This is a genomic window from Proteiniphilum propionicum, from assembly GCF_022267555.1.
Lineage (GTDB): Bacteria > Bacteroidota > Bacteroidia > Bacteroidales > Dysgonomonadaceae > Proteiniphilum > Proteiniphilum propionicum.
Map to the genome: position 1 here is coordinate 3,421,410 of NZ_CP073586.1, position 26,906 is coordinate 3,448,315.

Annotated in this window: 23 protein-coding genes; 16 read left to right on the forward strand and 7 right to left on the reverse strand. The window is 42.1% G+C overall.

Annotated features, from left to right (window positions below):
• Positions 1 to 57 precede the first annotated feature (57 nt).
• Complete coding sequence (locus KDN43_RS14165) at positions 58 to 489, forward strand: 2-amino-4-hydroxy-6-hydroxymethyldihydropteridine diphosphokinase (RefSeq protein WP_238867144.1); 432 nt, start codon at positions 58 to 60, stop codon at positions 487 to 489.
• A gap of 75 nt (positions 490 to 564) precedes the next feature.
• Here the strand turns inward: KDN43_RS14165 and KDN43_RS14170 are convergent, their stop codons facing one another.
• Entirely contained in the window at positions 565 to 2,766 is a 2,202-nt protein-coding gene (locus KDN43_RS14170; protein WP_238867146.1) for a RelA/SpoT family protein, read from the reverse strand.
• Positions 2,767 to 2,863: 97 nt separating this feature from the next.
• Between KDN43_RS14170 and KDN43_RS14175 the strand changes: the two genes are divergently transcribed.
• The 6 genes from KDN43_RS14175 to KDN43_RS14200 all read left to right on the forward strand — a co-directional run bounded on the left by KDN43_RS14175 (position 2,864) and on the right by KDN43_RS14200 (position 11,990).
• Positions 2,864 to 5,416 (forward strand): beta-mannosidase, encoded by a 2,553-nt coding sequence (locus KDN43_RS14175; RefSeq protein ID WP_238867148.1) that lies wholly within the window; start codon positions 2,864 to 2,866, stop codon positions 5,414 to 5,416.
• Positions 5,417 to 5,611: 195 nt separating this feature from the next.
• Positions 5,612 to 7,006 carry an MFS transporter gene (locus KDN43_RS14180; protein WP_238867149.1) on the forward strand — a complete coding sequence of 465 codons (1,395 nt, stop codon included), beginning with the start codon at positions 5,612 to 5,614 and terminating at the stop codon, positions 7,004 to 7,006.
• A gap of 101 nt (positions 7,007 to 7,107) precedes the next feature.
• Complete coding sequence (gene proS, locus KDN43_RS14185; RefSeq protein ID WP_238869493.1) at positions 7,108 to 8,589, forward strand: proline--tRNA ligase; 1,482 nt, start codon at positions 7,108 to 7,110, stop codon at positions 8,587 to 8,589.
• A 17-nt stretch (positions 8,590 to 8,606) separates the two neighbouring features.
• Complete coding sequence (gene menA / locus KDN43_RS14190; RefSeq protein WP_238867150.1) at positions 8,607 to 9,512, forward strand: 1,4-dihydroxy-2-naphthoate octaprenyltransferase; 906 nt, start codon at positions 8,607 to 8,609, stop codon at positions 9,510 to 9,512.
• A gap of 113 nt (positions 9,513 to 9,625) precedes the next feature.
• Positions 9,626 to 10,039: a hypothetical protein gene (locus KDN43_RS14195; RefSeq protein WP_238867151.1), complete on the forward strand. Its 414-nt coding sequence runs from the start codon at positions 9,626 to 9,628 to the stop codon at positions 10,037 to 10,039.
• Between the two features lie 1,036 nt (positions 10,040 to 11,075).
• Positions 11,076 to 11,990: a DUF368 domain-containing protein gene (locus KDN43_RS14200; protein WP_238867152.1), complete on the forward strand. Its 915-nt coding sequence runs from the start codon at positions 11,076 to 11,078 to the stop codon at positions 11,988 to 11,990.
• 35 nt (positions 11,991 to 12,025) lie between these two features.
• Here the strand turns inward: KDN43_RS14200 and KDN43_RS14205 are convergent, their stop codons facing one another.
• Positions 12,026 to 12,442: a hypothetical protein gene (locus tag KDN43_RS14205; RefSeq protein ID WP_238867153.1), complete on the reverse strand. Its 417-nt coding sequence runs from the start codon at positions 12,440 to 12,442 to the stop codon at positions 12,026 to 12,028.
• A 366-nt stretch (positions 12,443 to 12,808) separates the two neighbouring features.
• Here KDN43_RS14205 and KDN43_RS14210 point away from each other — a divergent pair, with 366 nt between their 5' ends.
• Positions 12,809 to 13,279 (forward strand): hypothetical protein, encoded by a 471-nt coding sequence (locus tag KDN43_RS14210; protein ID WP_238867154.1) that lies wholly within the window; start codon positions 12,809 to 12,811, stop codon positions 13,277 to 13,279.
• 409 nt (positions 13,280 to 13,688) lie between these two features.
• Here the strand turns inward: KDN43_RS14210 and KDN43_RS14215 are convergent, their stop codons facing one another.
• Together KDN43_RS14215 and KDN43_RS14220 are read right to left on the reverse strand one after the other, a co-directional pair.
• Positions 13,689 to 14,477 carry a transporter substrate-binding domain-containing protein gene (locus KDN43_RS14215; protein ID WP_238867155.1) on the reverse strand — a complete coding sequence of 263 codons (789 nt, stop codon included), beginning with the start codon at positions 14,475 to 14,477 and terminating at the stop codon, positions 13,689 to 13,691.
• A 69-nt stretch (positions 14,478 to 14,546) separates the two neighbouring features.
• Positions 14,547 to 16,631, reverse strand: coding sequence for a putative porin (locus KDN43_RS14220; RefSeq protein WP_238867156.1), 2,085 nt, complete (start codon positions 16,629 to 16,631; stop codon positions 14,547 to 14,549).
• 373 nt (positions 16,632 to 17,004) lie between these two features.
• On the opposite strand from KDN43_RS14220, the gene hisG reads away from it, so the two are divergent.
• The 8 genes from hisG (at position 17,005) to hisIE (ending at position 24,286) form a co-directional block, all read left to right on the forward strand.
• Positions 17,005 to 17,862, forward strand: coding sequence for an ATP phosphoribosyltransferase (hisG, locus tag KDN43_RS14225; RefSeq protein WP_238867158.1), 858 nt, complete (start codon positions 17,005 to 17,007; stop codon positions 17,860 to 17,862).
• Between the two features lie 142 nt (positions 17,863 to 18,004).
• Complete coding sequence (gene hisD / locus KDN43_RS14230; RefSeq protein WP_238867160.1) at positions 18,005 to 19,336, forward strand: histidinol dehydrogenase; 1,332 nt, start codon at positions 18,005 to 18,007, stop codon at positions 19,334 to 19,336.
• The gene (gene hisC / locus KDN43_RS14235; RefSeq protein WP_238867162.1) at positions 19,323 to 20,345 is read left to right on the forward strand and encodes a histidinol-phosphate transaminase; all 1,023 of its coding nucleotides are present in this window, start codon (positions 19,323 to 19,325) and stop codon (positions 20,343 to 20,345) included. Before hisD ends, hisC begins: the two co-directional genes overlap by 14 nt.
• The gene (gene hisB, locus KDN43_RS14240) at positions 20,342 to 21,430 is read left to right on the forward strand and encodes a bifunctional histidinol-phosphatase/imidazoleglycerol-phosphate dehydratase HisB (RefSeq protein ID WP_238867164.1); all 1,089 of its coding nucleotides are present in this window, start codon (positions 20,342 to 20,344) and stop codon (positions 21,428 to 21,430) included. The genes hisC and hisB overlap by 4 nt, the downstream gene beginning before the upstream one ends.
• Positions 21,431 to 21,466: 36 nt before the next feature.
• Positions 21,467 to 22,051 (forward strand): imidazole glycerol phosphate synthase subunit HisH, encoded by a 585-nt coding sequence (hisH, locus tag KDN43_RS14245; protein ID WP_238867166.1) that lies wholly within the window; start codon positions 21,467 to 21,469, stop codon positions 22,049 to 22,051.
• A gap of 6 nt (positions 22,052 to 22,057) precedes the next feature.
• A complete protein-coding gene (gene hisA, locus KDN43_RS14250) occupies positions 22,058 to 22,825 on the forward strand; it encodes a 1-(5-phosphoribosyl)-5-[(5-phosphoribosylamino)methylideneamino]imidazole-4-carboxamide isomerase (RefSeq protein WP_238867169.1) in 768 nt (255 codons plus the stop codon).
• Positions 22,826 to 22,895: 70 nt separating this feature from the next.
• On the forward strand, positions 22,896 to 23,651 hold the full coding sequence (gene hisF, locus KDN43_RS14255) for an imidazole glycerol phosphate synthase subunit HisF (protein WP_238867172.1): 756 nt from the start codon (positions 22,896 to 22,898) through the stop codon (positions 23,649 to 23,651).
• Between the two features lie 47 nt (positions 23,652 to 23,698).
• Positions 23,699 to 24,286 carry a bifunctional phosphoribosyl-AMP cyclohydrolase/phosphoribosyl-ATP diphosphatase HisIE gene (gene hisIE, locus KDN43_RS14260; RefSeq protein WP_238867174.1) on the forward strand — a complete coding sequence of 196 codons (588 nt, stop codon included), beginning with the start codon at positions 23,699 to 23,701 and terminating at the stop codon, positions 24,284 to 24,286.
• 365 nt (positions 24,287 to 24,651) lie between these two features.
• Here the strand turns inward: hisIE and rpmA are convergent, their stop codons facing one another.
• The 3 genes from rpmA to KDN43_RS14275 form a co-directional block, all read right to left on the reverse strand.
• The gene (gene rpmA, locus KDN43_RS14265; RefSeq protein ID WP_238867175.1) at positions 24,652 to 24,921 is read right to left on the reverse strand and encodes a 50S ribosomal protein L27; all 270 of its coding nucleotides are present in this window, start codon (positions 24,919 to 24,921) and stop codon (positions 24,652 to 24,654) included.
• A 20-nt stretch (positions 24,922 to 24,941) separates the two neighbouring features.
• A complete protein-coding gene (gene rplU / locus KDN43_RS14270) occupies positions 24,942 to 25,253 on the reverse strand; it encodes a 50S ribosomal protein L21 (protein WP_238867177.1) in 312 nt (103 codons plus the stop codon).
• Positions 25,254 to 25,369: 116 nt separating this feature from the next.
• Positions 25,370 to 26,869, reverse strand: coding sequence for an NAD(P)H-hydrate dehydratase (locus KDN43_RS14275; protein ID WP_238867179.1), 1,500 nt, complete (start codon positions 26,867 to 26,869; stop codon positions 25,370 to 25,372).
• Between the last annotated feature and the right edge of the window lie 37 nt (positions 26,870 to 26,906).

Below are 26,906 nucleotides of genomic sequence, written 5' to 3' on the forward strand. Positions count from 1 at the left end.
GCTTTTATGCGTACATTTTCATTATAAATGTGTATATTTGTATTTCAATTTACCTGTATGATTACAATTTTACTTAGCATAGGATCAAACACATTCGCCAAAACAAATATCGATAAAGCTAAGCGAATGCTTACCCGTCAATTTCCCAATATTGTTTTCAGTGACCCCATATTAACAGAGCCGGAGGATGATAAGTATTCTTATCTTTTCCGTAATATTCTAGCCAAAGTTGAGACAGGGATGTTACCTGATCAGATTATTGAAAAGATAAAGCAAACAGAACGGGCAGTAGGACGCACCCCAAAGGATAAATACCTGGGTAAAGTGGTTATCGATATCGATCTTATTAAATATGGAGACGATATTCTCCGCCCGCTTGATTACGAAAGAGAGTATGTGCAGCAACTGATTGGTACATTTGACACACTATCACCTTCTGACTCTGCTTCTGACTCTGCTTCTGACTCTGAGCCGGGAACTGATGATTAATATCACTTCCGCCAGCCCTATACAGAACACCACATTTTAGTGACAGGTATCTGATTGATCTCCGTCACTTTCATCTTAATTCAGTCTTGTAACAGATTTTACACCCTTAACTGCTTTGAGTTTTTTGATAAGCTGTTCAAGCATGGAGGTATTGGCAAGCATTACTGTTATGTTTCCCTGAAACAAACCGTCGTTTGAATCGATTGATATGGAGCGCATCTGTACCCCCTCTTCCTTAGAGATGATTGACATTAGGTTGGCTACAATATTGATCTGATCGTTGCCGATTATTCTTAGTACAATAGTATAGCTGGAAGAGCCAGTTGTGCCTGACCAGCGCGCTTTTAACACCCGATAACCGAACCTCGAAAACAGATCGTGCGCATTGGGACAACATACCCTGTGGATCTTTATCCCCTGGGATGAAACAAAGCCAAAGATATCATCCCCGAATATGGGATTGCAGCATTTTGCAAGTTTATAATCCACACCAGTCAGATTCCGGTCGATAATCAGTTCATCAGTGCTCTTTAGCTCCTGCAAGGGTTGTTTTAAAGTAAAAAGTCCCGCGCTAACCACAGTATGTGTGTCTTTTGTTTCGGCTTCTTTGCTCTCTGACTCAAGATACCGGTCTATAACCCAGTTCACATCTGTCTTTCCAGTAGCTATATCCACGTAAAAATCGGTAACAGTCTTGTATCTGAGCTTTTTGATCAACTGCATAAGATGAGCTTCATCAACTTCTATCTTGCGGTTTTTCATCCTACGGGAAAGAGTTTCTTTTGCAATATCAACCTGTTTTACTGCCTCTTCTTTTAAAAGCTGACGAATTTTAGTACGCGCCTTGGAGGTAACAACAATATTAAGCCAGTCCTGCTTGGGCGACTGATGCGTGGAGGTGTTGATCTCCACTTGATCGCCGCTTTTAAGGACGTGCTTGATAGGAACGTTTTTACCGTTCACCCTGCCCGACATGCATGAAGCCCCCAGATTGGTATGAATAGCAAAAGCAAAATCGAGTACTGTTGCCCCCATGGGAAGTTTAAAAAGATCACCTTTGGGAGTAAAGACAAAGATCTCTTTATCGTATAGATCGAGTTTGAAATCTGTAAGCTTCTGACTAAGGTTTGTTTCGTTATCACCCAGCGACTCCCTAAGAGTACTCAACCAGTTATCTAATGTAGATTCCTCTTTTACACCTTTATATTTCCAGTGTGCTGCAAGACCACGCTCAGCAATGTCGTCCATACGCCGTGTACGGATCTGCACTTCCACCCATCTGGAATCGGGTCCCATCACGGTAATATGCAGCGACTCATACCCGTTGCTTTTAGGTATTGAGAGCCAGTCTTTCAGGCGTTTGGGATTGGGTTGGTACATATCAGTTATTACGGAATAGACTTGCCAGCACTGGGCTTTCTCCTGTTCTGGAGGTGAATCAAGAATCACACGAATAGCAAACAGATCGTAAATGCTTTCGAATTCTATTCTCTGCTTTTTAAGTTTATTATTGATGGAGTGAATTGATTTGGTGCGACCCTTTATATCGTATTTAAGCCCGGTCTTGTCTAGGCGATCCTTCACAGGCTGAATAAACTCCTTTATATACTTATCGCGAGACCTCTTTGTTTCATTAAGCTTTTGAGCGATATAGTCATATGTTTCACGATCAGTATATTTTAAAGAGAGGTCCTCGAGTTCAGACTTGATACTGTAAAGGCCGAGCCTGTGTGCAAGTGGTGCATAAAGGTATATGGACTCAACGGACAGGTCAAGCTTCTCCTGGCTATCGGCTATCTTGGCAAAGCGCATCAATTGTAGCTGCCGGGCAATCATTATGAATACAACCCTTATATCCTCCGCAAACGAAAGAAGCAGCTTTATATAATTCTCTGATTCAACAGCGCTCTTCTTGTCACTGAACTGGTTAACTTTCTTCAACCCTCGCAGAATAGCCTCTACATCGGCACCAAAATAGAGCTCTGTCTCTGACGGTGATATATGTTTTTTTAAAAAAGGATGGAAAAGAAGCACGGCAGAAACAGTTGATTGTTTCAAACCGATCTCATCAATGATGATCACAGCCGTTCTCATCTGTGAAAGTAAATCATACATCGCAACGCTTCCATCCTCTCCCTGCGACTTCACAAAAGACCTGTACAATATCTCTTTCAGGCGTGAAGTTTTATCCATGCTCCATACCTCTCTAAAAAAAGTATAGAGCTTACGATAGTGCTGAAGAAAATCCTCGCGTTCTATTAATGATATATCCTGCATTTTTATCGAATTGAAACGTTACTGAAATACAAATTTACAATTTTCCACATATTTCTTATCTTTGCAAATCAGAAATCTTAGTTTAAATCGATTTAATATGACACGAAAAATATTGTTTCTACTATCCATTTGGATACCAGCATTATTAGTTGCACAAAATAGGGAGGTTCTATCACTGAACGAAGGATGGCAGTTCTCACAGATGAACAAGGGCCAATGGTACGATGCAAAGGTTCCCGGTTCGGTACAGCATGACCTGGTGCGACACAACATCTTGCCAGATCCATATTACGGAATCAACGAAACCAAAATTCAGTGGGTAGAGGATGAAAACTGGGATTTCAAAAAATCTTTTACCGTTTCAGCAGAACAGATGAAATATGATGATGCGGTTATCTTCTTTGAAGGGCTGGATACCCATGCCGATATTTTTTTAAACGGCTCACATATTCTGCGTTCGCAGAATATGTTCACAGGTCACAAAGTGCCTGTAAAAAACATGCTCAAGGAGGGAAAAAACATGCTTTATATACGTTTCTATTCTCCTGTACAAACAATGATGCCCGCACGTGCAACGTATGGCTATGATTACCCTGCGGGCAACGATCACCGGGAAGAGAAGCTGAGCGTATATAATCGCAAGGCACCCTACCACTTTGGGTGGGACTGGGGTATCCGTATTGTTCAGATGGGTATATGGAAGCCTGTTTCTCTTCTTTTCTATAACGATATGCAGATTGAGGACTACTATGTGAAGCAGTCCGTAATCACCAAGGAGAAAGCCGAGATCGAGCATCAGATCCAGATAAATTCTCTAACCGGGGGAGAAGCAACCCTTGTTTACGGCTATACGTTTGAGGGTAAGCAGCTCTCCTTGGGTCGCAAGGATATATGCCTTACAAAAGGGGAAAACCTCATTAATGTTCCTACAATCATAAACAACCCCAAGCTCTGGATGCCGGTCAATTGGGGTGAACAGCACCTTTATGATTTTTTTGTAAAGATCAATATTGGAGACCGGTGTGTTGCCGAAAAAGAGGTTAGGACAGGCCTCCGATCTGTCCGCTTGGTACAGGAACCTGATGAACACGGAAGATCGTTTTATTTCGAAGTAAACGGAATCCCTTTCTTCGCCAAAGGTTCAAATTACATACCCGGTGAAATTTTTACTACTAATCAGGACAAAGACTACTATAACAAGATCTTCGATCATATCACCGGAGCCAATATGAACTTTGTCCGCGTCTGGGGGGGTGGTATCTATGAGAATGAAGAGTTCTACCGGCAGGCCGATGAGAGAGGTATCCTGGTGTGGCAAGATTTTATTTTCGGATGTGTACCCTACCCTTCCGACAATGCTTTCCTGGCAAACGTGAAAGAAGAAGCCATTTATAACATCAAACGGCTCCGCAATCACCCCTCACTGGCTTTCTGGTGCGGCAACAACGAAGTGGAAGAAGGGTTGCGGCACTGGGGCTGGCAGAAGGAGTACCCTGCTGAAATAATGGACTCCTGGTTCAGGGGATACGACAAAACCTTCCGGGAACTGCTTCCCGTGCTGGTGGACGAGTATGATGGCACACGCAGCTACATACACGGGTCGCCCTACGACTCAAACTGGGGAAACCCTGAGAAGTTTTCCGCAAGTGACGTGCACGACTGGGGCTTATGGTACGGAAACCTTCCATTCGAGGCTATGGCCGACAGGTTACCGCGCTTTGCCAGTGAATTCGGTTTTCAGTCGTTCCCCGAGATGAAAACTATTCGCTCCTTTGCTCCGGAAGATCAGTGGGAGCTTGAGAGTGAGGTAATGAAAGTACACCAGAAAGCTTCTACAGGCAACTCACTGATAAAAAAATACATGGATATGTATTACCAAGAGCCGAAGAATTTTGAGGATTTTGTCTATGTGGGCCTGGTGATGCAGGGCAACGGCATGGAGGAGTCGGTGGAAGCGATGCGGCGCGGCAGGCCTTACTGCATGGGTGCCCTCTACTGGCAGATTAACGATGACTGGCCCGTAGTCTCCTGGTCGAGTATCGATTACTACGACAATTGGAAAGCTCAACACTACCGGATGAGGGATGTATTCGCTCCTCTCGCCCTGGGTGTTAAATTCATTGATAACAAGTTGAATTACTATACTATGTCAGATTATCTGTATGACAATAACAATCTGCGCCTTACTGTTCAGGTTATCGATTTCTCCAGAGGAAAACAAAAGGAGATCACAGAAAGAGTGACTGCCAAAGCCAACTCTAGCAACATCGTAAAAACTTTCAACGTATCTGACCTGGTTACGGAGGCAGAAAAATCGCATACTGTTATCCACGCTTTTCTTACCGATAACAATGGAAACAAAATCTCAACAAAAGATTATTTTTTCTATTGGCCAAATATGTTGGAACTACCGGAAACAAAGGTGAACAGCAAGGTGCAATATAGCGATGGTGAATACAGGGTTACCCTTTCGAGCAAAGGGCTGGCGAAAGATGTTTTTGTGGAGATCCCCGTGCAGGGAGCCCGCTACAGCGACAACTTCATTGATCTGCTGCCAGGAGAGAAGAAAACAATTATCATCACCTCTCCCAATCTGAAAGCCGCCAATAGGACACCCATCACTGTAACACATATCAGAGAGACTTATTAATTTAAGTTTTGCTTGTGCTTGTATCTAAGTTACAGATATATATTGCTAAACATAAGACATGCATATGTTTTGTGCAACACACGTCAGATGAAACAGGTCACTAAGCATTGTCATTTGCGAGATTCGGCTGTTATCGCAACAGATGCGAAAGTTCAATTATTATTAAGTACTGTAGCGTATTTTTTATAATCAAGGATGAACAAAATTCAAGTGCTTAAAAAAAGAGAAGGTCTATCAATTCTGCTGGTAGTGGCTGTAACATCATTTATGGGTACCTTTCTGGTATCATCGGTGAATATAGCCCTTCCAACCATTGAAAGGGACTTCTCTCTAAACGCCATTGAGCTGAGCTGGATAATTACCTCCTTCATGCTGGCTACAGCACTTTTTATGCTGCCTGCAGGAGCATGGGGCGACAGAAAAGACAATGGAAAACTATTTAAGCTGGGGGTCCTGATTTTTACGCTGGCGTCAGTCGTCTGTTACACGGCTCCAAGCGGGAACTGGCTTATTGCCGGGCGTTTTCTGCAGGGGGTGGGCACTGCATTTACCAGCACCACCGGACAGGCTATACTGGTGGCGTCATTCCCAGTTGAAAAAAGGGGACAGGTCCTCGGTATCTCGGTAGCATCGGTTTACGGAGGGCTTGCATTAGGACCGCTTATCGGGGGAATACTCACACTACACACCGGATGGAGATCACTCTTTCTCATCTCGGTAATACTTGGAGTTATTACTATCTTTATCTCGTTCATCTTCCTCAAGAGCGAATCTAATAGAGCCGCCACCACTAAAAAGGCAGACAGAAAAGGAACTTTCCTATTTATGACCGGGCTCACCGCGCTCGTTTACGGATCCTCCCAGATTCCCTCCCTGGCAGGGTGGGGATTAATGGGCGGGGCTGTGATACTTCTTCTCCTTTTCTGGAAATTTGAGAGCAATACAGAATACCCGCTTCTTGATACAAAACTTTTCTCACATAACCGGCTCTTCACATACTCCAGCCTATCGGCTCTGATAAACTATACATCAACATTCGCTATTGTTTTTTTCCTAAGCCTCTATCTCCAGAAGGTGCATGGGCTATCGCCGCGTGACGCCGGTGCAATAATAATTTCACAGCCGGTAGTAATGGCAATCTTCTCACCGGTAATGGGAAAATTATCCGATAAATTTCAACCGCGTTATTTCGCCACCACCGGCATGGCCATATGTTCATCGGGACTGGCAATGCTGGCTTTCATCGGTCCCGACACACCGCTGGGAGTAATTATTGCCATACTCGTATGGGTGGGACTTGGCTTTGCACTTTTCTCCTCACCCAACATGAGCACAATCATGAGTTCAGTAGACCGGAAACAATATGGGCAGGCATCCGGACTAGCTGCTTCTATGAGGGTTTTCGGCCAGATCATAAGTATGAGTATAGTCACACTTATCTTCTCTCTGATGTTTGGAGACCTATCTGTGGAAGCTGTCCCCGACACAGTTTTCATGTCGGCGATGCGATGGGGGTTTATTATTTTCGCGCTTATAGGAATACCTGGCGTATATTTCTCTTATAATCGCGGTAACTTGAAATGGAGGTAATAACAGATGCCACCTTTTCATTTTTACACCTTTTCATTTTTACACCTTACTACTTTATTATTATCTTTGCAACCGCAAACAAAAAATGGAAATTTAACGAAATGGCTAAAGAATTGAAGGAGCTCACGCCCCAAAGCATAGATTATTCGCAGTGGTATCTCGATTTGGTAATCAAGGCCGAACTGGCAGAAAACTCAGCCGTAAGAGGCTGTATGGTAATAAAACCTTACGGCTTTGCCATCTGGGAGAAGATTCAGCGCCAGCTGGACGACATGTTTAAGGAGACCGGGCATGTGAATGCCTATTTCCCATTGTTTATACCAAAATCATTTCTTAGCCGTGAAGCTGATCATGTGGAAGGTTTCGCAAAAGAGTGCGCCGTTGTGACCCACTACAGGTTGAAAAACGACCCTGAAGGCAATGGTGTTGTGGTAGATCCTGAAGCGAAACTCGAAGAAGAGCTGGTGGTACGCCCCACCTCTGAAACCATCATATGGAGCACATATAAAAACTGGATACAATCCTACCGGGATCTTCCTATTCTCATCAATCAGTGGGCCAACGTGGTTCGCTGGGAGATGCGTACACGCCTCTTTCTCCGCACAACGGAATTCCTGTGGCAGGAAGGCCATACGGCACATGCTACAAAAGATGAGGCAATTGAAGAGGCGGAAAGGATGATTAATATTTACGCCGAATTTGCAGAGAAGTATATGGCCATGCCAGTAGTAAAAGGCTTTAAGTCGGAATCTGAACGATTCGCAGGCGCAGTTGACACATACACTATAGAAGCATTAATGCAGGATGGGAAGGCACTGCAGTCAGGTACCTCCCATTTCCTGGGACAGAACTTTGCCAAAGCTTTCGATGTGCAGTTCACCGATAAGAACGGGAACCGCGATTACGTTTGGGCAACCTCATGGGGTGTCTCTACCCGGCTGATGGGAGCGCTAATCATGTCGCACTCAGACGACAACGGGCTTGTACTCCCCCCAAAGCTTGCACCTTATCAGGTGGTGATTGTGCCTATTTACAAGAATGCAGGACAGTTGGAGCAGATTGACAGGAAAGTTGCTGGTATTGTTGAACGTTTAAAAGCTCTGGGTATAAGCGTTAAATACGACAATAACGATAACAAAAAACCGGGCTGGAAATTCTCTGAATATGAGCTCAAGGGTGTACCTGTACGTCTTGCCATTGGTGCACGTGACTTAGAAAACAATACCATTGAGGTTGCACGTCGCGACACTCTAACAAAAGAGACACTGCCATGCGATAATATTGAGAACCATATTAAAGCGCTTTTAGAAGAGATACAAGATAATATATACAAGAAAGCGCTCGATTTCCGCACTGCACAAACAAGAGAGGTGAACTCTTACGACGAGTTCAAAGAGGAGATTGAAAAAGGTGGATTCCTGCTTTGCCACTGGGACGGGACACCCGAAACCGAAGAGCTTATAAAGGATGAGACCAAGGCAACTATTCGCTGCATACCGCTTGAGGGTGACAAAACACCCGGTAAATGCATTGTCAGCGGCAAACCTTCGGCACAGAGAGTTATATTCGCACGTGCTTATTAAGTGTTATCCCTCAATAAATGGCAACAGCAAAAGTTTGGATATCGGCATTCAGGCTGCGTACGCTTTTTCTCGCAATGGCTACAGTTATCCTGGGGAGCGGTCTGGCATGGCACGAAGGTAATTTCAGTTTACGTACATTTATCATCGCATCGATACTAGCTGTAACTATACAAATCCTGGCGAATCTGGCAAACGATCTTGGCGATTTTCAGAAAGGCGCCGATGTTACCGGAAAGCGACAGGGGCCAACCAGGGCAATACAGAGCGGGAAAATATCTCCCCTGGAAATGAAAAGAGCAATCTTCATATTTTCTGTCATATCTGTTGTTACCGGACTTTCCCTTGTGATAAGTGTGCTCGACTATATCGACCGGCAGGCTGCACTTATACTTATTGGCCTGGGTGGAGCCAGCATTCTGGCAGCTCTTTTTTACACGATGGGTAAATTTGCTTATGGTTACAGAGGCTGGGGCGATCTTTTCGCCTTCATCTTCTTCGGCCCCGTACCTGTTGCAGGTACCTTTTTCCTTCATACCCACTCATTTAGTATTCTGCCGTTACTACCTGCAACAGGCATGGGACTTATAAGCACTATGATTCTGAATATAAACAATATGAGGGATATAGAAAACGATAAATTTTCCGGAAAAATCACCTTGGCCGTGAAATTGGGACTTAACGGTGCTAAAGCCTATCATTCCGGTTTAACTCTCTTCACACTTTTCTGCTTTCTCGGCTATAACCTTATGTATGAAATATTACCCTGGTATCGTTACTTATATCTGTTTGTTTTCATTCTCCTGTTTAAAATACTAAAAGATATACTTCGAAAAAACGGCCAAACACTCGACCCCTACCTCAAGTACACATCGCTGTCGGGTTTTTTGCTCGCGATAATGTTCTCATTGTGCATAAATATCTGATCTGTTAATAAAAAAAATCAACATCATATAAGGATTTGATTCTTCCGTTTTTTCAGCAGCCTTATTAATAAGGCTTTTTCTATTCATAATAAATTATTGCTCCAAGTTGATTAATGGACAGACAGTTGCCATTAGAAAGTGCAATTTCCGGAGATTTCAATTTGTCGCTAGGATTGAATATTGACAATCACACGGACAAGGGGAATCGACAAAGTGCAAACAATAACGCAGCACCAAAAATAAATCTTACTTTAGAAAGATTGATAAACCAGGGCATATCACTTGTATATGCCCTGAATAATCTGATTCGCTTTTCAAGGGAGTATCCCAATAAGTGTGTAAATAGCAATAGAAGGGTTTTGACAGGCTCTTTCGCTTGGGCACAAGGCGGGCTAGAAGCTGCTGTCCCGATCCTGGGGAACGTTAATGCGGGGCAAGCCTATTCTCCTGCCGGTGTCACTAAATTAAAAGCACGCCTTGCAATAAGAATGATCGATCTATCCCTAACAACCGCGATAGTTCGTTGAAAGATACTTCGTGCCCTACTTGCAAAGCAAGAGCCTGAAGAAGTTTCTCGATCACTTCTGGTTTTCTAATATCCTGAAAATCAAATATATCTTTAAATAGATAACTTGATACGATGTTAGTTAGTATTTCTCTTTCGTTTCCAAGGTTATTGACTACATCTGGATAGGAACCAAAAACAATTCGATTTTATAATATTCTCAAGTTCTCGTTTTATCATTTTAACTCTGTATGCACTCAAAAGTATAATTATTTGTGGATGTAACCAACAAATATTATGTTTTCAGCAGAATTAGGGTAAATAATGGAACTTTTAGTCTGTATTCAGTTTTCTATCTTGTAATCCAAATAGAAAGAGAATAATTATATTTTTTAATTCATGCTATTATCTTTGCATCCAATGAGTTGAGAGGGAAGCGAGCTCTGCCGAGGAGCAACTCGCCAGCAATAAACTCCCTGCTTTACACCGTAACACTTTCAGGGCCGGGACTTTTGTTAATGCCCTTCGTGCATAGTACTTAACTTGGTGGTGGAAATCCACTATGGGGGTTTGTAATCGCCCACCATTAGCTGAAGACAATAGTGTCTATCGCGAGATGGAATCTGAAGGAAATCGTAGACAAAGTTCCACCCCGAGGAACACGAATCATATCAGGCATAACCGTCGGGATGAGGCTAAATAACAAGTCAAAGTCCAAAGATTACACGGACTGCGGGATGTAAATATTGCGGGGACATGGAATGAAAGTGAAGTATCTTGCCATGGGAGGTCTCACGGACGTACAGAAGCAGTGTAAGAAGTACGGACAACAGTTGTCATGAGAAGTCAGCAGACGCCATAGTAGTATTGAAACGATCCATTATAGAAAAATGGAAGTCTCACACTGCGAGATTATTCACATGCCCGATATACAAAAAATAGGGTTTCCGAAGAAGTATGTTAAGCGTCTTTTTCGGTAAAAAATAAACTCTCAACACAAATATATGTAGGAGTAATCAAAGCAAAACTGTATCTTTGCCTTCTCATAAAAAAACATCATGATCGAACAAAACAGAGAAGAGGCCACAGAACAAAAAACCATCAGTCCGGTAGTAGACTGGTTCGTCCGTTTGATAAAAGGCACTCTTGTTGGCATAGGATTTATTCTTCCAGGATTATCAGGAGGCGTACTGGCAGTCATCTTCGGCATCTATAACCCTCTGATTAGGTTTCTCGCCAATCTGCGGCATAAGTTCCTGAAAAACATTTTCTACTTTCTCCCTGTCGCCATCGGTGCTGCTATTGGCATTGTCCTTTTTGCAGTTGTGGTGGAAAAAGCATTCGGAAGGTATGCAGCTCAGTTTGTATGCCTCTTTGTGGGTTTTGTGGCAGGCACCTTTCCCTCTCTCTATAAAACGGCTGGGAAAGAGGGCAGGAAATCCTCTGACTTGTGGATACTTATCGCCGCTACACTGGTTATTTTTACGCTAATGCTCTTTGGAGGACAACAGCTGACAGAGATAAAACCCAACTTCATGGTTTGGCTGGGATCAGGATTGCTTATGGGACTCGGGTTGATAGTCCCGGGGATGAGCCCTTCCAATTTTCTTATCTACTTTGGACTTTACGATAAAATGGCCATAGGAATAAAAGATTTCGATTTTGGTGTTATTATCCCACTTATTATTGGATTTATCATTTGTGTTCTGCTTTTCGCTAAAGCAGCCTCATGGCTTTTCCGAAAATACTATTCAGGTATGTACCACTTTATCCTTGGAATGGTAATTGGTTCCTCACTAGCTATCTTTCCCACAGTAGTCTTTCCGGCCTTTGCTTCCGAACAGCTTGCTATTGCAGGGTTAAATTTCGGTGGCGCCTTTCTTTTTTGTGTATTACTTTTTATCACAGGCACATATGCATCTTACCTTTTCAGCAAGGTAGAAGAAAAATATCCCAGGGAAGAGATATTCTAGATACACCAGGGAATATATATATCTTGGGGAAATATTTATAACTCGCTCTCTTCAAGTATTCTTATTCTAGGATTTCGTTCTTTCAGTTCGGCTATCAGAGAGTCAATATCCGATTCATTCACTCTCAACACCTCAAAACCACGAACCTTGTCGATACGTAGAAGGTTTTTTTTCAACTTTTTCATGCCTACTATATCTCCAATGGCTATACGTCTTTTTTTTGAGAACAGTTTCAATAAAAAACGAATCTCTAGAAAATTCTGGTGTGTGATGGCATACTCTTTTATTGTAACCGACAATATAAAAACGATTGAAAACGCGAAGTAAAGGGAAACGAGCCAAATACTTTCTCTATGTGTAAACTTGTATATCAGAATACCCAGCAGTATCAGCGTCATAATTCCCCAAAAGATATTCCCAAGCCCGTTATCTGCTTTGTATTTTTTCTCCACAACTTTTCTGTTTATTGCTTACAAAGATAATATCAACTAAACGATTTTCCTTGAACCTCTGCACAAAATTTCAACCGGTGTTAATTTATGAGACAACATTTGCCAGTTAACTACTGTTTTTCATGAAGGTTATTGTTAATAAATGCAAATATGATTGATAATAGACAAATAAGTTGTTTTTGTCGACGAACTGGTACTTTATATATATCAACATTCTCAAAAACTCTATATAATACTGTAAACAGGCTGATTAAAGATATAGAATGAAAGTTAAACAGCTACTGCCATATTAAACATTTCCTTACCTTTAAACGTCATAACAGCAGATATTTTATTTTTATTATTCACTTTTAAAATTTTTAGTATATGAGAAAAATTGCAATGATGGCTTTGGCTGCAATATTTATTATGAGTCTCCAGGCAATGGCTCAGAACAATCCTCGCAATACAAGACAGGATAACCGTCGTAGCCAAACCGAGATGAGGTGGACAGCCAAGGAGCGTGCCGAAAATATGGCAAAACAGCTTAATCTGACAAATGATGAAACAGCAAAGGTGCAGGCGCTGTTTGAAAAACAAGATGCAGAACGTGCAGAACAGATAGTCAAACACAGGGCTGAAAGACAAAATGTTATGCAGGATAGAGAGCAGCGTCGCACTGAGATGCAAGCACTTCGTGAAAAAGCAGTTGCCGAAAACGATGCTGAACTAGAAAAGATTATCGGGAAAGAAAAATTTGAGCAATGGAAAGAGTATCGTTCTGAACAGCAAAAAAAATTTCGAGATGCAAACCGTCAGGGAAGACGTAACATTAATGCGCCCGGAGCAGGTAAATAAGTAAACGTTATTATTTTTAAAAGCAAGAGAGGCTGACACCCGGGTGTCAGTCTCTTTTTATCTACTCAAACAATTGATATATAAACCATTACTCAAAAGCTTTTCGTCTTTTCCAACTATACTTGTTCTTGCACGCTTGAAAAAATCCCCGACTCATTACCCAACGACTCTCCTCTTCTTCAAGTGTATGTAAGTAACATTTTTATTGCACTTTAGCCGGTTTTACGATAAAAGCAAAATCTCTTGATTAACAATGTTTCGTGACCCGACAAATAAAAATATTATCGATTTATCTTAAGATTAATGCTTCGTTAAAACTTCATTTATAATACTGACAGTCAACAATTTATGTCAGATCCTCAAAAAAGCGCCATAATCTATTGATATTCAGTGAATTATAAGAACTATTTTAAAAAATTACCGAAGTATTGTTAAGATAATACTTATCGAAAATCTGATTATATTCTTTCGTTGTCTTAAATCGGTCAAGCCAGCTATTCAGGCTGTCAAGCAATACCGGCGAATCTCTGCGTACTGCCCACGACTCCAGTTGTGTAAAACTTATATCAGTATCAATATCTATCTCGGGAAGAGCTTTGGCAAGTAGAGTGGCCACCTTTTCGTCACATACTGTAAAATCTATATCTCCTGATGCCACCATCATTACAAGCTGTTCAACCTCGTAGGTCTGATCCTCTTTAATAATAATAGTGTCACCTATTTCATGTGCAAGATTATTCAACCTGAGAATAACAGGCGAATCTTTTGCTACATAAACAATTTTTTTTGCAAGATTCAGGTGCTGCCGGATTGGCTCTATATTATTGTTAAACGCGGCCTTACGCTGTACCAGTACCTGTTTATTGAGGGTTATGGGATCTGTAAAGGCAAATGTATCTCTCAAATGCACGTTTACTGGAATATTCCTTGCTACCAAGTCGTACCGCAATGACAATAATCCCTCCAGATTCTCATCAAGGCTGTTCTCGAGAAAAAGATTAACTTTTATCCCCCACTCCTTCTCAAGCGCCTTCATCAGCTCCAACTGAAAACCTTCAGCAGAATCGCTTGAAACATAATATCCAATGGTGTTATAGTCGGTAACCACATTAATCATGCCAGATGATATAATCTCCGGATAATCTCGAAATCCTAAAGGCACTTTAGAAGGGCGACTTATCAAGATCAGTAATATCACCAAAATGCAAAGTACAGAAAATAAAAGTAAAAAGAAGAAGCGTTTTTTTAATTCCAAGATTGAAAAATGTTAGTTGTGAAGATTAACTGATAATCCCATTTTGAAAACAAAGGGATTAACCGGATAGCCAGGGAGTGAAAAATACTCACGCGGCTTCAAAACTTGCGATGCAACATTGTAGAACATTAAAAAGAAGCGTGTCTGCTTAAGATGCATGTTGGCATAGATGGTAGCAATGGGATAATTTCCAATCTCTTTCTCCTTCTGGTTATAAAACTGCAACAAGGCAGGCTCATAACCGGGAACAAAATATTTGGTATGATAATGTGTATCTATTCCCAACTGAAGAGTAAGCTCGTTTACAATTTTTGCCTTCAGATACATATTGGAATATAGGCTGATCATGGGAACAGGTATCACATCTTGATTGCTAGAGGTTTGATATACAGCCTGATTATCCCAGTTGAATATACCAAGACTCAGATTCTGGTCCACTCGTGCCGATAGAACCTGTATATTGTTGCTCTCCTGCGCTATGTTCTTATCCTGACCGTAATAAATAAAGTTCTGCAGATTTTCAACACCTACGCTTAGAGTGGTGTTCGTAAAAGGTATATGTAGTTTTCCGCCCGCATAAACTCTTCGTATATCTCCAAAATCGTGATTCCAGCTGAAATATTTTGAGTAGTAGTTATTCTGAAGGTACTTTGGCTTCAGATTTTTAATGTATGCTTCAGCATACAATGTAGTACGTCTGTTGGCGATGAAGAAACCGGTCTCCACGTCAGCCAGCGCTCTGAATTCTCCCAGATTTTCCCCCAGGACACCCAGGTCGGCACGAATATTGAACAGCAGGTTTTCACCCTGTTGCTTATTGAGTACACCTCCTATAGTGACTGCGCTTTCGCGATGATTCTTCCACTCCGCGCCTTCACTGTCTCTTGTTGAATAGTTGCGCAAATCGTACTCGAGAAAAGCGGCAAGGCCAAACTTCACCCAATCTTTGAACCCTTCCCTCAGGCTCAGAGAAACACTGTTTTTAAACGATGAATAGTGGATACTGTCATCCACTGCCCCCTCGTAAAAACGGTTTTCATAAAACCGGTCAATGTGCTGCATCTGAACTCCATCAACATTAACATAGGTGGTATCATACGACAAAAAACGGCGATGCTGCTGAGTATAATGTGATGAGAAACCAATGCTTGCTACAGGTACAAACTGTCCAGGCCCTTTGTGGAGCGAGTCGGTTGCAATCTCCCTGTATCCCAAATTATATCTTCCTGATAAAAAGTAGCGGTTGTTGCGCAAAGAATTCCAGGTATTGGTAAATTTCACCGGGATTTCTCTCGGAGTAAAACTTTGCTGTATGGCATCGGGATCGGTAATAAACATCTCGTTGGTTATTCCTCCATTTTCAAAATTCGACAATGATCCCTGATTCATAAAAGCATGTATTTCAATCCTGTCGGACAGATAGTTGCCAAAAAGGGTGAAATTGTTGTGCTTTACAGCCTGAGAATTGTAAAACCCTTTGGCGTTGATCAGATTCAAGTCCATACCAACATTCAGGCTCTTCCCGAAATTAGATGTAAGCCTTGCATCAAAAGTCTCTTCCCTGTTTTGTTTTGAACCTGCGCGATTATAGTTCAGCCTTGAATAGGGCACGCGCGTATTAACAAATAGCAGTTTTTCGGGATCTTTCAAATAGTTGTGGTAAGCATTGTTAAATATAAAATGCCCGGTTTCGGGGCGGTCGAAAAATATTTTGGAAATCGAGGGTGAGCCAATCGGAGCAAGGAAGCCCATAGCTACCGATTCTCCATCCGGCAACGTTGTTTGCTGGTAATTATGGAGCAAGGTGTCGGGAATTGCGAGCAAACGGTTACCCGTTCGTGCTTCTACTGTCCAGACAGTCATACGTGCAATACGTTGCAACGAGTCGGCCATCGCACCATGATCGTTTAACAGATGGTCGAGATGAGATGATTGGGCTGGCTGCTTATCTGACTCTACCTTCCTTGGAAGCAGATCCAGCGAATCGGGATTCGTTGTGATCTGCGATGAATCGGGCAATATGATACGTGCCTGCGGGTATGCAGCCATAGTGTATATGATACATGCCAGAAGAGATATGAACAGCTTTACTTTCATCGGGTGCAAACTTACATAAAAAATTGTCACGAGAGATAATTCATATTCATTTTCTATACTTTTTGAAGTTTTTTAGTAAGATATAATCCCAATTTCAACCATTAAAAGTCAAATAAATCTATCTTTCATTTTTAACTGAATAAAAAAATCTTTTTATATGGCATTTCAAATAATTCCATTATCTTTGCACCATCAAAACAGTAAAAATGAAAGCAAACATGTTCCATCATCATCATTTTCATACTTGCAATCGGGCGAGTTGAGATAGATATGTACGAACATAAGAGAATATATTTATAGACCCGTCTGAATAGCATCAGACGGGTTTTTTATTAAAAAGAACGCTGATGCTATCTGGTAAAACAAATAAGAAATGGAAAAAATAAATATCGCTATCCAGAAAAGCGGCAGGCTGAGTGAAAAATCGCTCAATCTGCTTACAGAGTGCGGGATAAAAGTATCTAACGGCGACCGCAAATTAAAAACTGAAGCACGGAATTTTCCTATGGAGATTCTCTTCCTTCGTGATGATGATATTCCGCAATATGTGGAACAGGGCGTGGCAGATATTGGCATTCTGGGTGAAAACGAAGTGTGGGAGAAAGAAAAAGACGTAAGGGTTGTTGAAAAATTAGGTTTCGGAAACTGCCGCTTGTCACTTGCTATTCCAAAAGATGAGGAGTACACGGGACTGGATTATTTCAACGGCAAGCGTATTGCCACGAGCTACCCTAAAATATTGAGAAACTATTTTACGGTAAAAGGCATTAAGGTACAAATAGAGGAGCTGGGCGGGAGCGTTGAGATTGCCACCGGCATTGGGCTGGCAGACGCAATTTTTGATATAGTGAGCACCGGAAGCACACTCATCATGAATGGATTGAAAGAGGCTGAACCAATCATTAAAAGCGAAGCTGTGCTAATCAGCAACAAAAACCTCTCGCCTACTAAATCCGAACTGCTTGATAAATTGTTATTCCGTATAAAAGCCTATAAGAACGGGCAAGGAAAAAAATACGTTTTGCTGAACGCACCCAACGGGATAATTCCCAAAATTGTGAAGTTGTTGCCCGGAATGCGCTCACCCAGTATTCTCCCGTTAGCCGACAAAGGCTGGAGTAGCGTTCACTCGGTGATAAAAGATGATGATTTCTGGGCAATTATCGATGAACTGAAGCTACTTGGAGCCGAAGGTATTTTAGTTGTACCTATAGAAAAAATGATTCTTTAGTACTCTGACTTCGCACCTTTTCTGTTTTCGCCTTTCACCGTGTTATCAAAAAAGATGATTCTTTAGTGCTTTAAGATGTGGTTGCGTAAAGATGACAATAAAACTGCAGTAAGTTGAAAAAAATAAACGTAAAAAAACTGATATGAAAACAATCTCAAACCCTTCACATACCAAATGGAAAAAATTGGCAGAACGCCCTATGATCAGGCAACAAAAGCTGATGAATACAGTTGAAAAAATGTTCTATGATATTAACCGAAAAGGTGATAAGGCAGTTATTTCATTCAGCAGGAAGTACGATTATTCCGAACAGGATAAGCTTGTTTTGGATCAAGATACAATAAATAAAGCTGCAGATCAGATCTCTGAACAATTGAAACTGGCAATCGACCTGGCACGAAAAAACATCGAAGCTTTTCACCTACAGCAAAGGGAAAAGATAGAGAAGGTTGAGACCGCCCCCGGAGTTTTTTGCTGGCGTGAATCGAGGCCTATCGAGCGTATCGGCATCTATATCCCCGGCGGCTCAGCCCCGCTCTTTTCAACTGTGCTAATGCTTGCCGTCCCGGCTAAGATAGCCGGATGCCGTGAGATTGTGATGTGTACGCCCCCAAATCAGAAGGGAGAAATTCATCCCGCTATACTCTACACTGCTCAACTGGCAGGCGTAACAAAAATCTTTGCTGCAGGAGGTATTCAAGCTATCGGCGCAATGACTTTCGGTACGGAAAGCATACCCAAGGTTGATAAAATATTCGGTCCCGGCAATCAATATGTGATGGCTGCAAAACGTTCTGCACAGTATTACGGCACAGCTATCGACATGCCAGCCGGGCCCAGTGAGTTACTTGTGATTGCCGACTCAAGCTGTAATCCCGCATTCGTAGCTGCCGACCTGCTCTCGCAGGCAGAACACGGCCCGGACAGCCAGGTAATATTGTTGTCTGATAACAGACAGGTTATTAAGAATGTAAAAAAAGAGATCGATATCCAGCTGGACAACCTTCCCCGCAAGGAGATTATCTTGCAATCGCTCAAAAACAGCAAAGCCATTCTTTTCAAAGAGCTAGGTGAAAGCGTTGCTTTCAGCAATTTCTATGCTCCTGAGCATCTTATACTGGCAACAAACAAAGCGGTACTACTGAGTCGTGATGTAATAAATGCCGGCTCAGTTTTCCTTGGCAACTTCAGTTGCGAGAGTGCGGGAGATTACGCAAGCGGGACCAATCACACGCTTCCTACAGGCGGAAATGCCAGAGCCTACAGCGGCGTTTCGCTGGACAGTTTCGTAAAAAAAATCACTTTCCAGCAACTCAATGAGGAAGGGATTATGAGCATTGGCAGTGCAGTTGAAGTAATGGCGGAAGAGGAACAGCTTTACGGCCACAAGAATGCCATTACACTTCGCTTAGGAGCTGCGACAACAAAATATCTACAAATTAACAATCAAGTGAATCCAGATGAACAACTTTGATTTAAATACTCTGGTACGCCCCAATATCCGTGCGCTTAAGCCCTACTCAAGTGCGAGAGACGAGTTCTCAGGCGACAAAGGTATTTTTTTAGATGCCAATGAAAACCCTTTCGGTAAAATGAACAGGTATCCCGATCCACATCAACGTATGTTGAAAAAAAAATTGTCGGAAAGAAAGAAGGTAGCGGAAGAGAATATTTTTATCGGAAACGGTAGTGATGAAGTGATCGACCTGGTTTATCGGATATTCTGCGAACCGTCAAGAGACAGCGTAATCCTGTGCCCTCCGACATATGGAATGTATGAGGTGTCTGCAAATATCAACAATGTGAACGTGATTAGCGTGCCGCTTACCGGTGACTTTGAATTGAATATTGATGAAATTCTGCAACAATCTGCAAAATGCATTTTCCTATGCTCTCCCAACAATCCCTCTGGAAACCGGTTAAAAGATGTGGAAAGAGTGTTAAATGAGTTTCAGGGGATTGTTGTTGTAGATGAAGCATATATAGATTTTTGCATAGGCAGCACTTTTCTATCAAAGCTTTCGTCCTACCCCAATCTCATTGTTATGCAGACCTTCAGCAAAGCATGGGCGCTTGCCGGTGCACGTATTGGAGTAGCCTATGCCGGTGCAGAGATTGTAAGGCTGATGGATAAGACAAAGCCTCCCTACAACGTGAGTGCTCTTAATCAGGAAGAGGCTCTAAAAGCACTTTCTAAACCGCAGAAGTTTGAATACCGGCTGGCCATAATACTGGAACAGAGATTCTTTCTTAAAAAAGAATTGACAAAATTACCCATTGTACGTAGGATATATCCTTCAGATGCAAATTTCCTGCTGGTGGAGGTGACTGATGCCGATAAAATTTACAATTATCTGGTTACAAAAAAGGTGATAGTCCGGAACCGCAATGCTGTTGTCCGCAACTCTATCCGTATAACAGTGGGAAAGCCCGAAGAAAACCGGAAATTGTTGGAAGAATTAAAAAATTATAGTGAAATATGAAGAAAGTATTATTCATAGATCGTGACGGAACACTAATTATAGAGCCGGAAGACGAACAGATTGACAGTCTGGAAAAGTTGGAGTTTTACCCGCGAGTATTTCAATCGCTCTCAAGCATCGCCGATGAACTGGAATATGAACTGGTAATGGTCACCAATCAGGATGGTTTGGGCAGTGCTTCATTTCCCGAGGAGACTTTCTGGCCGGCTCAGAATAAGATTATCAAGGCCTTTGAAAACGAAGGAATTAATTTCAGTGAAATATTAATCGATCGTTCCTTCCCCAACGACAACCAACCAACCAGAAAACCGGGCATTGGCATGCTCACACACTACCTGAAAGGGGGATATGACCTGGAAAATTCATTTGTCATAGGGGACAGAGTGACGGATGTACAATTAGCTGAGAACATAGGATGTAAGTCTATCTTTTTAAGTGATATTCCACATCCTGGCGCACTCCTTTGCACAACCGACTGGCGAGAGATTTATAATTTTCTGAAAGCAAAGCCCCGTACCGGAAGGGTATACAGAAAAACATCAGAAACAGAGATTCTCGCAGAGTTGAATCTCGACGGGAATGGGAAAAGCAATATTACTACAGGATTAGGATTCTTCGATCATATGCTCAATCAGATTGCCCGCCACGGGAACATCGATCTTATAATTCAATCGAAAGGAGACCTGCATGTTGATGAACACCACACCATAGAGGATGTGGGTATCGCGCTGGGAGAAGCTATCTTGCAGGCAATTGGCAGTAAAAAGGGGATTTCCCGTTATGGCTTCTTGTTACCTATGGACGACAGCCTGGCTCAGGTGGCAATAGACTTTGGAGGCCGCCCCTGGCTGGTGTGGAATGTGGAATTTAAGCGTGAATTCATAGGCGATATGCCCACGGAGATGTTTATGCATTTTTTCAAGTCGTTCAGTGACAATGCGAAGTGCAACCTCAACATCAAAGCTGAAGGCGACAATGAGCACCACAAAATAGAAGCCATCTTTAAAGCCTTTGCCAGATCAGTAAAGATGGCGGTGAGACGGGGTGAAACTTCCGGTATTCCCAGTACAAAAGGAACTCTTTGAAAGTAAAAACTAACGGTCAATAACCGAAGCAAACAGATGATTGCTATCATAAAATACAATGCTGGAAATATTACGTCGGTCTACAATGCAGTAAAGCGACTGGGCTACACATGCATAGTGACGGACAATATTGATGAAATCCTGCAGGCGGGGAAAGTTATATTCCCCGGAGTGGGAGAAGCCCGGTCTGCCATGTTGTATCTGAAAAAGAGATGTCTGGATACAACCCTGAAATCGCTGAAACAGCCAACACTGGGTATATGCCTGGGCCTACAACTCATGTGTAATTATTCCGAAGAAGGTGATACGGAGTGTTTCGGCATTTTTGATGCTGTAGTAAAAAAGTTTCCTTCAGGGGAGATCGTTCCTCACATGGGCTGGAACAGCTTAAGCTTGACTAAGGTAAATGACCCCCTTTTCGATGGATTCGGCACCGGTGAGACAGTCTATTTTGTGCACAGTTATTACGCCGGTATATGCCCTCAGACAATTGCAAAGTGCAATTATATTTTGCCGTTCAGTGCAGCCATGCATAAAGATAATTTTTATGCCACACAGTTTCACCCCGAAAAATCGGGCAGTGTGGGAGAAAGAATATTAAAAAATTTTTTAAAACTATAGACTTTTATGAGAATTATTCCGGCAATAGACATTATCGACGGAAAATGTGTGCGTCTTACCAGGGGCGACTACAACACACAAAAAACGTATCATGAAAATCCTCTTGATATAGCCAAAAATTTCGAGGCTAACGGCATACGGTACCTGCACCTGGTGGACCTGGATGGAGCAAAATCCAAACATATTGTCAACCACTGCGTATTATATGAAATAGCATCCGGCACATCGCTGAAGATTGATTTCGGTGGTGGGATCAAGTCGGATGATGATGTGCGGATTGCTTTTGAGAACGGAGCTGAACAGATTACAGGAGGGAGTATTGCAGTGCAGCAACCGGAACTGTTTTCACGGTGGCTATCGCACTACGGGCCTGATAAGATCATCCTGGGGGCAGACAGCCATCATCGCAAGATAGCTACTCACGGATGGCAGCGGCAATCGGATACAGATGTAGTAGATTTTATCTCGGAATACGAAAAAAGAGGTATTTGTTACACCATCTGTACAGATATATCGAAAGACGGAATGCTGGAAGGCCCTTCTGTTGAGCTGTATGAAGAGATACTTGACAAAACTCGCGTTCACCTTATTGCCAGTGGCGGAATCACCACAATGGATGATATTCTTTTGCTACAGCAAATTGGATGTGAAGGAGCTATCATCGGTAAAGCTATATATGAAGGACGAATAACGATGAAAGATTTATCCGGCTTTTTTCTGAACAATCCTTTGAAGGAACAATTCAAGAAAAAAACTGTTCTGATCGGGATCTGAATCCCATCATTATTGTCAGTAAAAAAAAATTGAAAACAAACAGTTCACATCAAATCAACAATTATAAAAAATGCTAAAAAAAAGAATTATACCATGCCTTGATATAAAAGACGGACGCACAGTCAAAGGTGTTAATTTCGTTGGCCTTCGTGATGCCGGCGACGCTGTGGAGCTGGCAAAGCGATATGTGGAAGAGGGAGCTGATGAGCTTGTTTTTCTGGATATTACTGCTACGATAGAAAACCGGAAAACTCTCACCGCCCTGGTACAGCGAATAGCCCAGGAAATCAATATTCCTTTCACTGTTGGAGGTGGCATACACTCCGCCATGGATGCGGTTTCTATTATCAAAGCCGGAGCCGATAAGGTAAGTATCAACACATCGGCAGTAAAACATCCTGAGCTGATTACTGAAATTGCGGAACAATTTGGTAGTCAGTGTGTAGTGCTTGCCATCGACACAAAATTAGAGGAGAATGGAGAGTGGATGGTATATATACATGGCGGGCGCACCTCCGCTAATCTCCGTACTGTCGACTGGGCAAAAGAGGGGGAAAAAAGGGGCGCGGGAGAGATACTGCTCACTTCGATGAATAATGACGGCACCCGAAATGGTTTTGCCATCGATATAACTCACGCTATAAGTGAAGCGGTAAATATTCCCGTAATAGCCTCCGGTGGGGCAGGAACGCCGGAACATTTCGCTGAGGTATTCACAAAGACAAAAGCCAGTGCTGCCTTAGGTGCCTCTGTCTTCCATTTTGGAGAGATCACTATTCCGGCATTAAAACAATATTTAAAAGAACAAAATATACCCGTACGATAACCTATTGAAAAAGGAGACGGTTTTATTAACAAACAAAAAGGACAAAAGTGAACATTGATTTTAAGAAAAACGGAGGATTGGCCCCGGTCGTCATACAGCATGCGAATACGCTACAGGTACTGATGCTGGGCTATATGAATGAAGAGGCTCTTGAGAAAACCATTGCAGAAGGTAAGGTAACTTTTTTCAGCCGCAGCAGACAGCGGTTATGGACCAAGGGAGAGACATCGGGTAACTTCCTTTTCGTGGAAGAGATACTTCAGGATTGCGACGATGACACGCTGCTTATAAAGGTTATTCCGCAAGGGCCTACCTGCCACACCGGTGCCACTTCCTGCTTTAAAGAGGAGACTTCGAAAGGTTTTCTGTATGAATTGGAGAAGGTTATTGAGCAACGCATCTCCGATAATCAGGAAGGTTCTTATACCGCCCGACTATTCAGCCGAGGAGTGAACAAAGTTGCGCAGAAGGTGGGAGAAGAGGCTGTGGAGTTGGTTATTGAGTCAAAAGACAACAATATTGACCTGTTTAAAAACGAAGCAGCAGATCTGCTCTACCATTTCCTTATTTTGCTGAAAACTAAAAGCCTGAAGCTACAGGATATTGAAGAGATATTATCAGGAAGGCATAAATAACTGATTATTAAAGATATGATATCTTATTTTGTGGCTGAAATGTTAAGTATTCAAGTTTCGCATATACAAATTAAACCATATACAGCTAAATATGAGATCTATGCCTTGAATCAGTGAAGTTTTATGCTTTGCCGTTTGCCTTCCCGCTATCTTGGTGAGCAATAAAGGCATATCTTCTCCCGAATAACGGAGTGCCAGCTCGTGCACATTAATGTTTTCGTTAGAAAGGATAATTTTTTTGTGTAACAGATAACAGCATACGAAAAAAGAACAACCTACTATTTAAAAGCAGGTTGTTCTAATCAACTAAAAAATTATTATTTTATGGTTCAAGTTCCCTTTAACCGGGACAAAGACATTCGCAATTACGCTTCTGCCTGTGCCTGTGGCTGAACTGATACGAATGAGCGATTATTCCTTTTCTTGCGAAATATCACAATGCCATCGGTCAGTGCAAACAGGGTATGGTCTTTTCCCATACCAACATTTTCTCCAGGGTGATGCGCTGTTCCACGTTGACGCACGAGGATGTTTCCGGCTTTCACCGTTTCACCACCGAATATCTTAACGCCCAATCGTTTACTTTCCGATTCACGGCCGTTCTTCGAACTACCTACACCTTTTTTATGTGCCATTTTCTTCTGATTTTAACTGATTAAGCTATAATTTCTTTTACTCTTATCTCAGAAAATTGTTGACGGTGACCGTTCAATCTTCTGTATCCTTTTCTCCTTTTTTTCTTGAAAATAAGAACTTTATCTCCTTTCACATGAGAAAGTACCTCTACTACTACTTTTGCTCCATCCACAACCGGTGCACCTACAGTTACATCGCCGTCTTTGTCGATGAGCATCACTTTTTCGAACTCCACTTCACTACCCTGATCGGCGTTGATCCTGTGGACAAATAATTTTTGGTCTTGCTGCACTTTAAACTGCTGACCCTGAATATCTACAATTACGTACATATAAGAATAACTTGACGTTATACGCCTGAGGCGAGTCGCTATATGCGCCTTCTTTCCAAGCCTATTGGCAAAATGAGGTGCAAAAATACATAATTAATTCATAAATTACAAATGAATCACATATTTTTTTCCAAAATGCTGTATGCGTTGCCTATATTATCGATGATGTCAGAAGCAATAAAAGCCCGGGGATGAATTTTATGCTGCGTCAGATCAGCCGTCATTCCGTGAAGATACACCCCCACCCTGGTTGCATCTAACGGTTCATAACCCTGTGCAAGCAAGCTCGTAATAATTCCCGTCAGTACATCTCCGCTTCCGGCTGTCGCCAATGCCGGGGTTCCGGTGCTATTCACATAGATATTTTCCTGATCAATAATCAGCGAATAAGCCCCTTTTATTATCACAATAAGACCATATTTCTCAGCAAACTGTTTTGTTTTCAGTATTTTGTCATAGTCGTCGCTCCATTCACCTATAAGCCTTGAAAGCTCTTTCGGATGAGGTGTCAGAATAGTTTTTGGGGGAATGAGAGTGAGCCAATCCTTATGCCTGGACAATATGTTCAAGCCATCTGCGTCTATAACCAGCGGCGTATTATTCTTTTGCAAAAATTCGAAGAATGCATGCTGTGTATCATCATGTTGCCCCATTCCAATACCTATACCAATTGCATCCGGTTTCATTTCATAATTTATATAAGAGATATGCTTTTCTCCTCTATCCTCAATCACCATCGCTTCGGGAAAATTTGACTGCACTACTACTACCCCACATTTTGGCATATAAGCGGTAACCAGTCCGCATCCCGCCTTCATAGCCGCCTTTGAGGCAAGACAGGCCGACCCGCACTTACCAAGGCTTCCTCCTATAATAAGTACATGCCCTTCGGTCCCCTTATGAGCAAATCTGGAAAGCGGTTTTAACAAAGGCCGGATCTGTTTTTTTTCAGTATAAAAAATATTACTCTCTGCTTCTTCAATGGCTTGTTCATTCAATCCAATGCCGACTATTGACACATCACCTGCATAATTTTGATTTTCGGGAAGATAAAGTGCAAGCTTAGGTATCTGAAACGTAATGGTATTTTTAGCCTGTATAGCGTACAACGTTTTTCTGTCAAGAAACATCCCGCTTGGCACATCAATGCTGATAACAGGCTTGTCACTATCATTAATATGCTGAATCACCTTTGCAGCTATACCATCCACTTCTCTGGAGAGTCCGGTTCCAAAGATCCCGTCAATCACAACATCATACCTCTTTATATCGGGAATATCTTTTTCAGAGATAACCTTTTTGCAGGTTATGTTTTCCGCTCTTACACGGCGAAGATTGTGCTCACAATCTTCTGTATATTTCTCGCTGTATTCCACAACAGACACTGTAACATTATAGCCAGACTTATGTAACAGGCGGGCTGCTGCAAGCGCATCGCCACCATTATTACCCACCCCCGCAAAAATAAGCAAAGAGATGTTTTTCGCGTATCTGCCAGTAAACCAGTCACAGAAAGCAGTAGCTGCCCTCTTCATCAATTCGAGAGAGGGTATCCCTTCCCTTGAAATTGTTTCTGCATCAATTTTACGAATTTGCTCCGATGTAAGAATTTTCATTTAAAATTTAATTTATGGTCAAATATGGGTGAAATAA

Bases quoted from the DNA above. Each gene is read 5' to 3' on its own strand.
- rplU (WP_238867177.1), bottom strand. From the start codon at position 25,253: ATGTACGTAATTGTAGATATTCAGGGTCAGCAGTTTAAAGTGCAGCAA.
- hisB (WP_238867164.1), top strand. From the start codon at position 20,342: ATGAAGAAAGTATTATTCATAGATCGTGACGGAACACTAATTATAGAG.
- KDN43_RS14170 (WP_238867146.1), bottom strand. From the start codon at position 2,766: ATGCAGGATATATCATTAATAGAACGCGAGGATTTTCTTCAGCACTAT.
- hisC (WP_238867162.1), top strand. From the start codon at position 19,323: ATGAACAACTTTGATTTAAATACTCTGGTACGCCCCAATATCCGTGCG.
- KDN43_RS14180 (WP_238867149.1), top strand. From the start codon at position 5,612: ATGAACAAAATTCAAGTGCTTAAAAAAAGAGAAGGTCTATCAATTCTG.
- KDN43_RS14210 (WP_238867154.1), top strand. From the start codon at position 12,809: ATGAGAAAAATTGCAATGATGGCTTTGGCTGCAATATTTATTATGAGT.
- KDN43_RS14175 (WP_238867148.1), top strand. From the start codon at position 2,864: ATGACACGAAAAATATTGTTTCTACTATCCATTTGGATACCAGCATTA.
- menA (WP_238867150.1), top strand. From the start codon at position 8,607: ATGGCAACAGCAAAAGTTTGGATATCGGCATTCAGGCTGCGTACGCTT.
- hisG (WP_238867158.1), top strand. From the start codon at position 17,005: ATGGAAAAAATAAATATCGCTATCCAGAAAAGCGGCAGGCTGAGTGAA.
- KDN43_RS14165 (WP_238867144.1), top strand. From the start codon at position 58: ATGATTACAATTTTACTTAGCATAGGATCAAACACATTCGCCAAAACA.
- hisH (WP_238867166.1), top strand. From the start codon at position 21,467: ATGATTGCTATCATAAAATACAATGCTGGAAATATTACGTCGGTCTAC.
- proS (WP_238869493.1), top strand. From the start codon at position 7,108: ATGGCTAAAGAATTGAAGGAGCTCACGCCCCAAAGCATAGATTATTCG.
- hisD (WP_238867160.1), top strand. From the start codon at position 18,005: ATGAAAACAATCTCAAACCCTTCACATACCAAATGGAAAAAATTGGCA.
- KDN43_RS14200 (WP_238867152.1), top strand. From the start codon at position 11,076: ATGATCGAACAAAACAGAGAAGAGGCCACAGAACAAAAAACCATCAGT.
- rpmA (WP_238867175.1), bottom strand. From the start codon at position 24,921: ATGGCACATAAAAAAGGTGTAGGTAGTTCGAAGAACGGCCGTGAATCG.
- KDN43_RS14275 (WP_238867179.1), bottom strand. From the start codon at position 26,869: ATGAAAATTCTTACATCGGAGCAAATTCGTAAAATTGATGCAGAAACA.
- KDN43_RS14220 (WP_238867156.1), bottom strand. From the start codon at position 16,631: ATGAAAGTAAAGCTGTTCATATCTCTTCTGGCATGTATCATATACACT.
- hisA (WP_238867169.1), top strand. From the start codon at position 22,058: ATGAGAATTATTCCGGCAATAGACATTATCGACGGAAAATGTGTGCGT.
- hisF (WP_238867172.1), top strand. From the start codon at position 22,896: ATGCTAAAAAAAAGAATTATACCATGCCTTGATATAAAAGACGGACGC.
- KDN43_RS14195 (WP_238867151.1), top strand. From the start codon at position 9,626: ATGGACAGACAGTTGCCATTAGAAAGTGCAATTTCCGGAGATTTCAAT.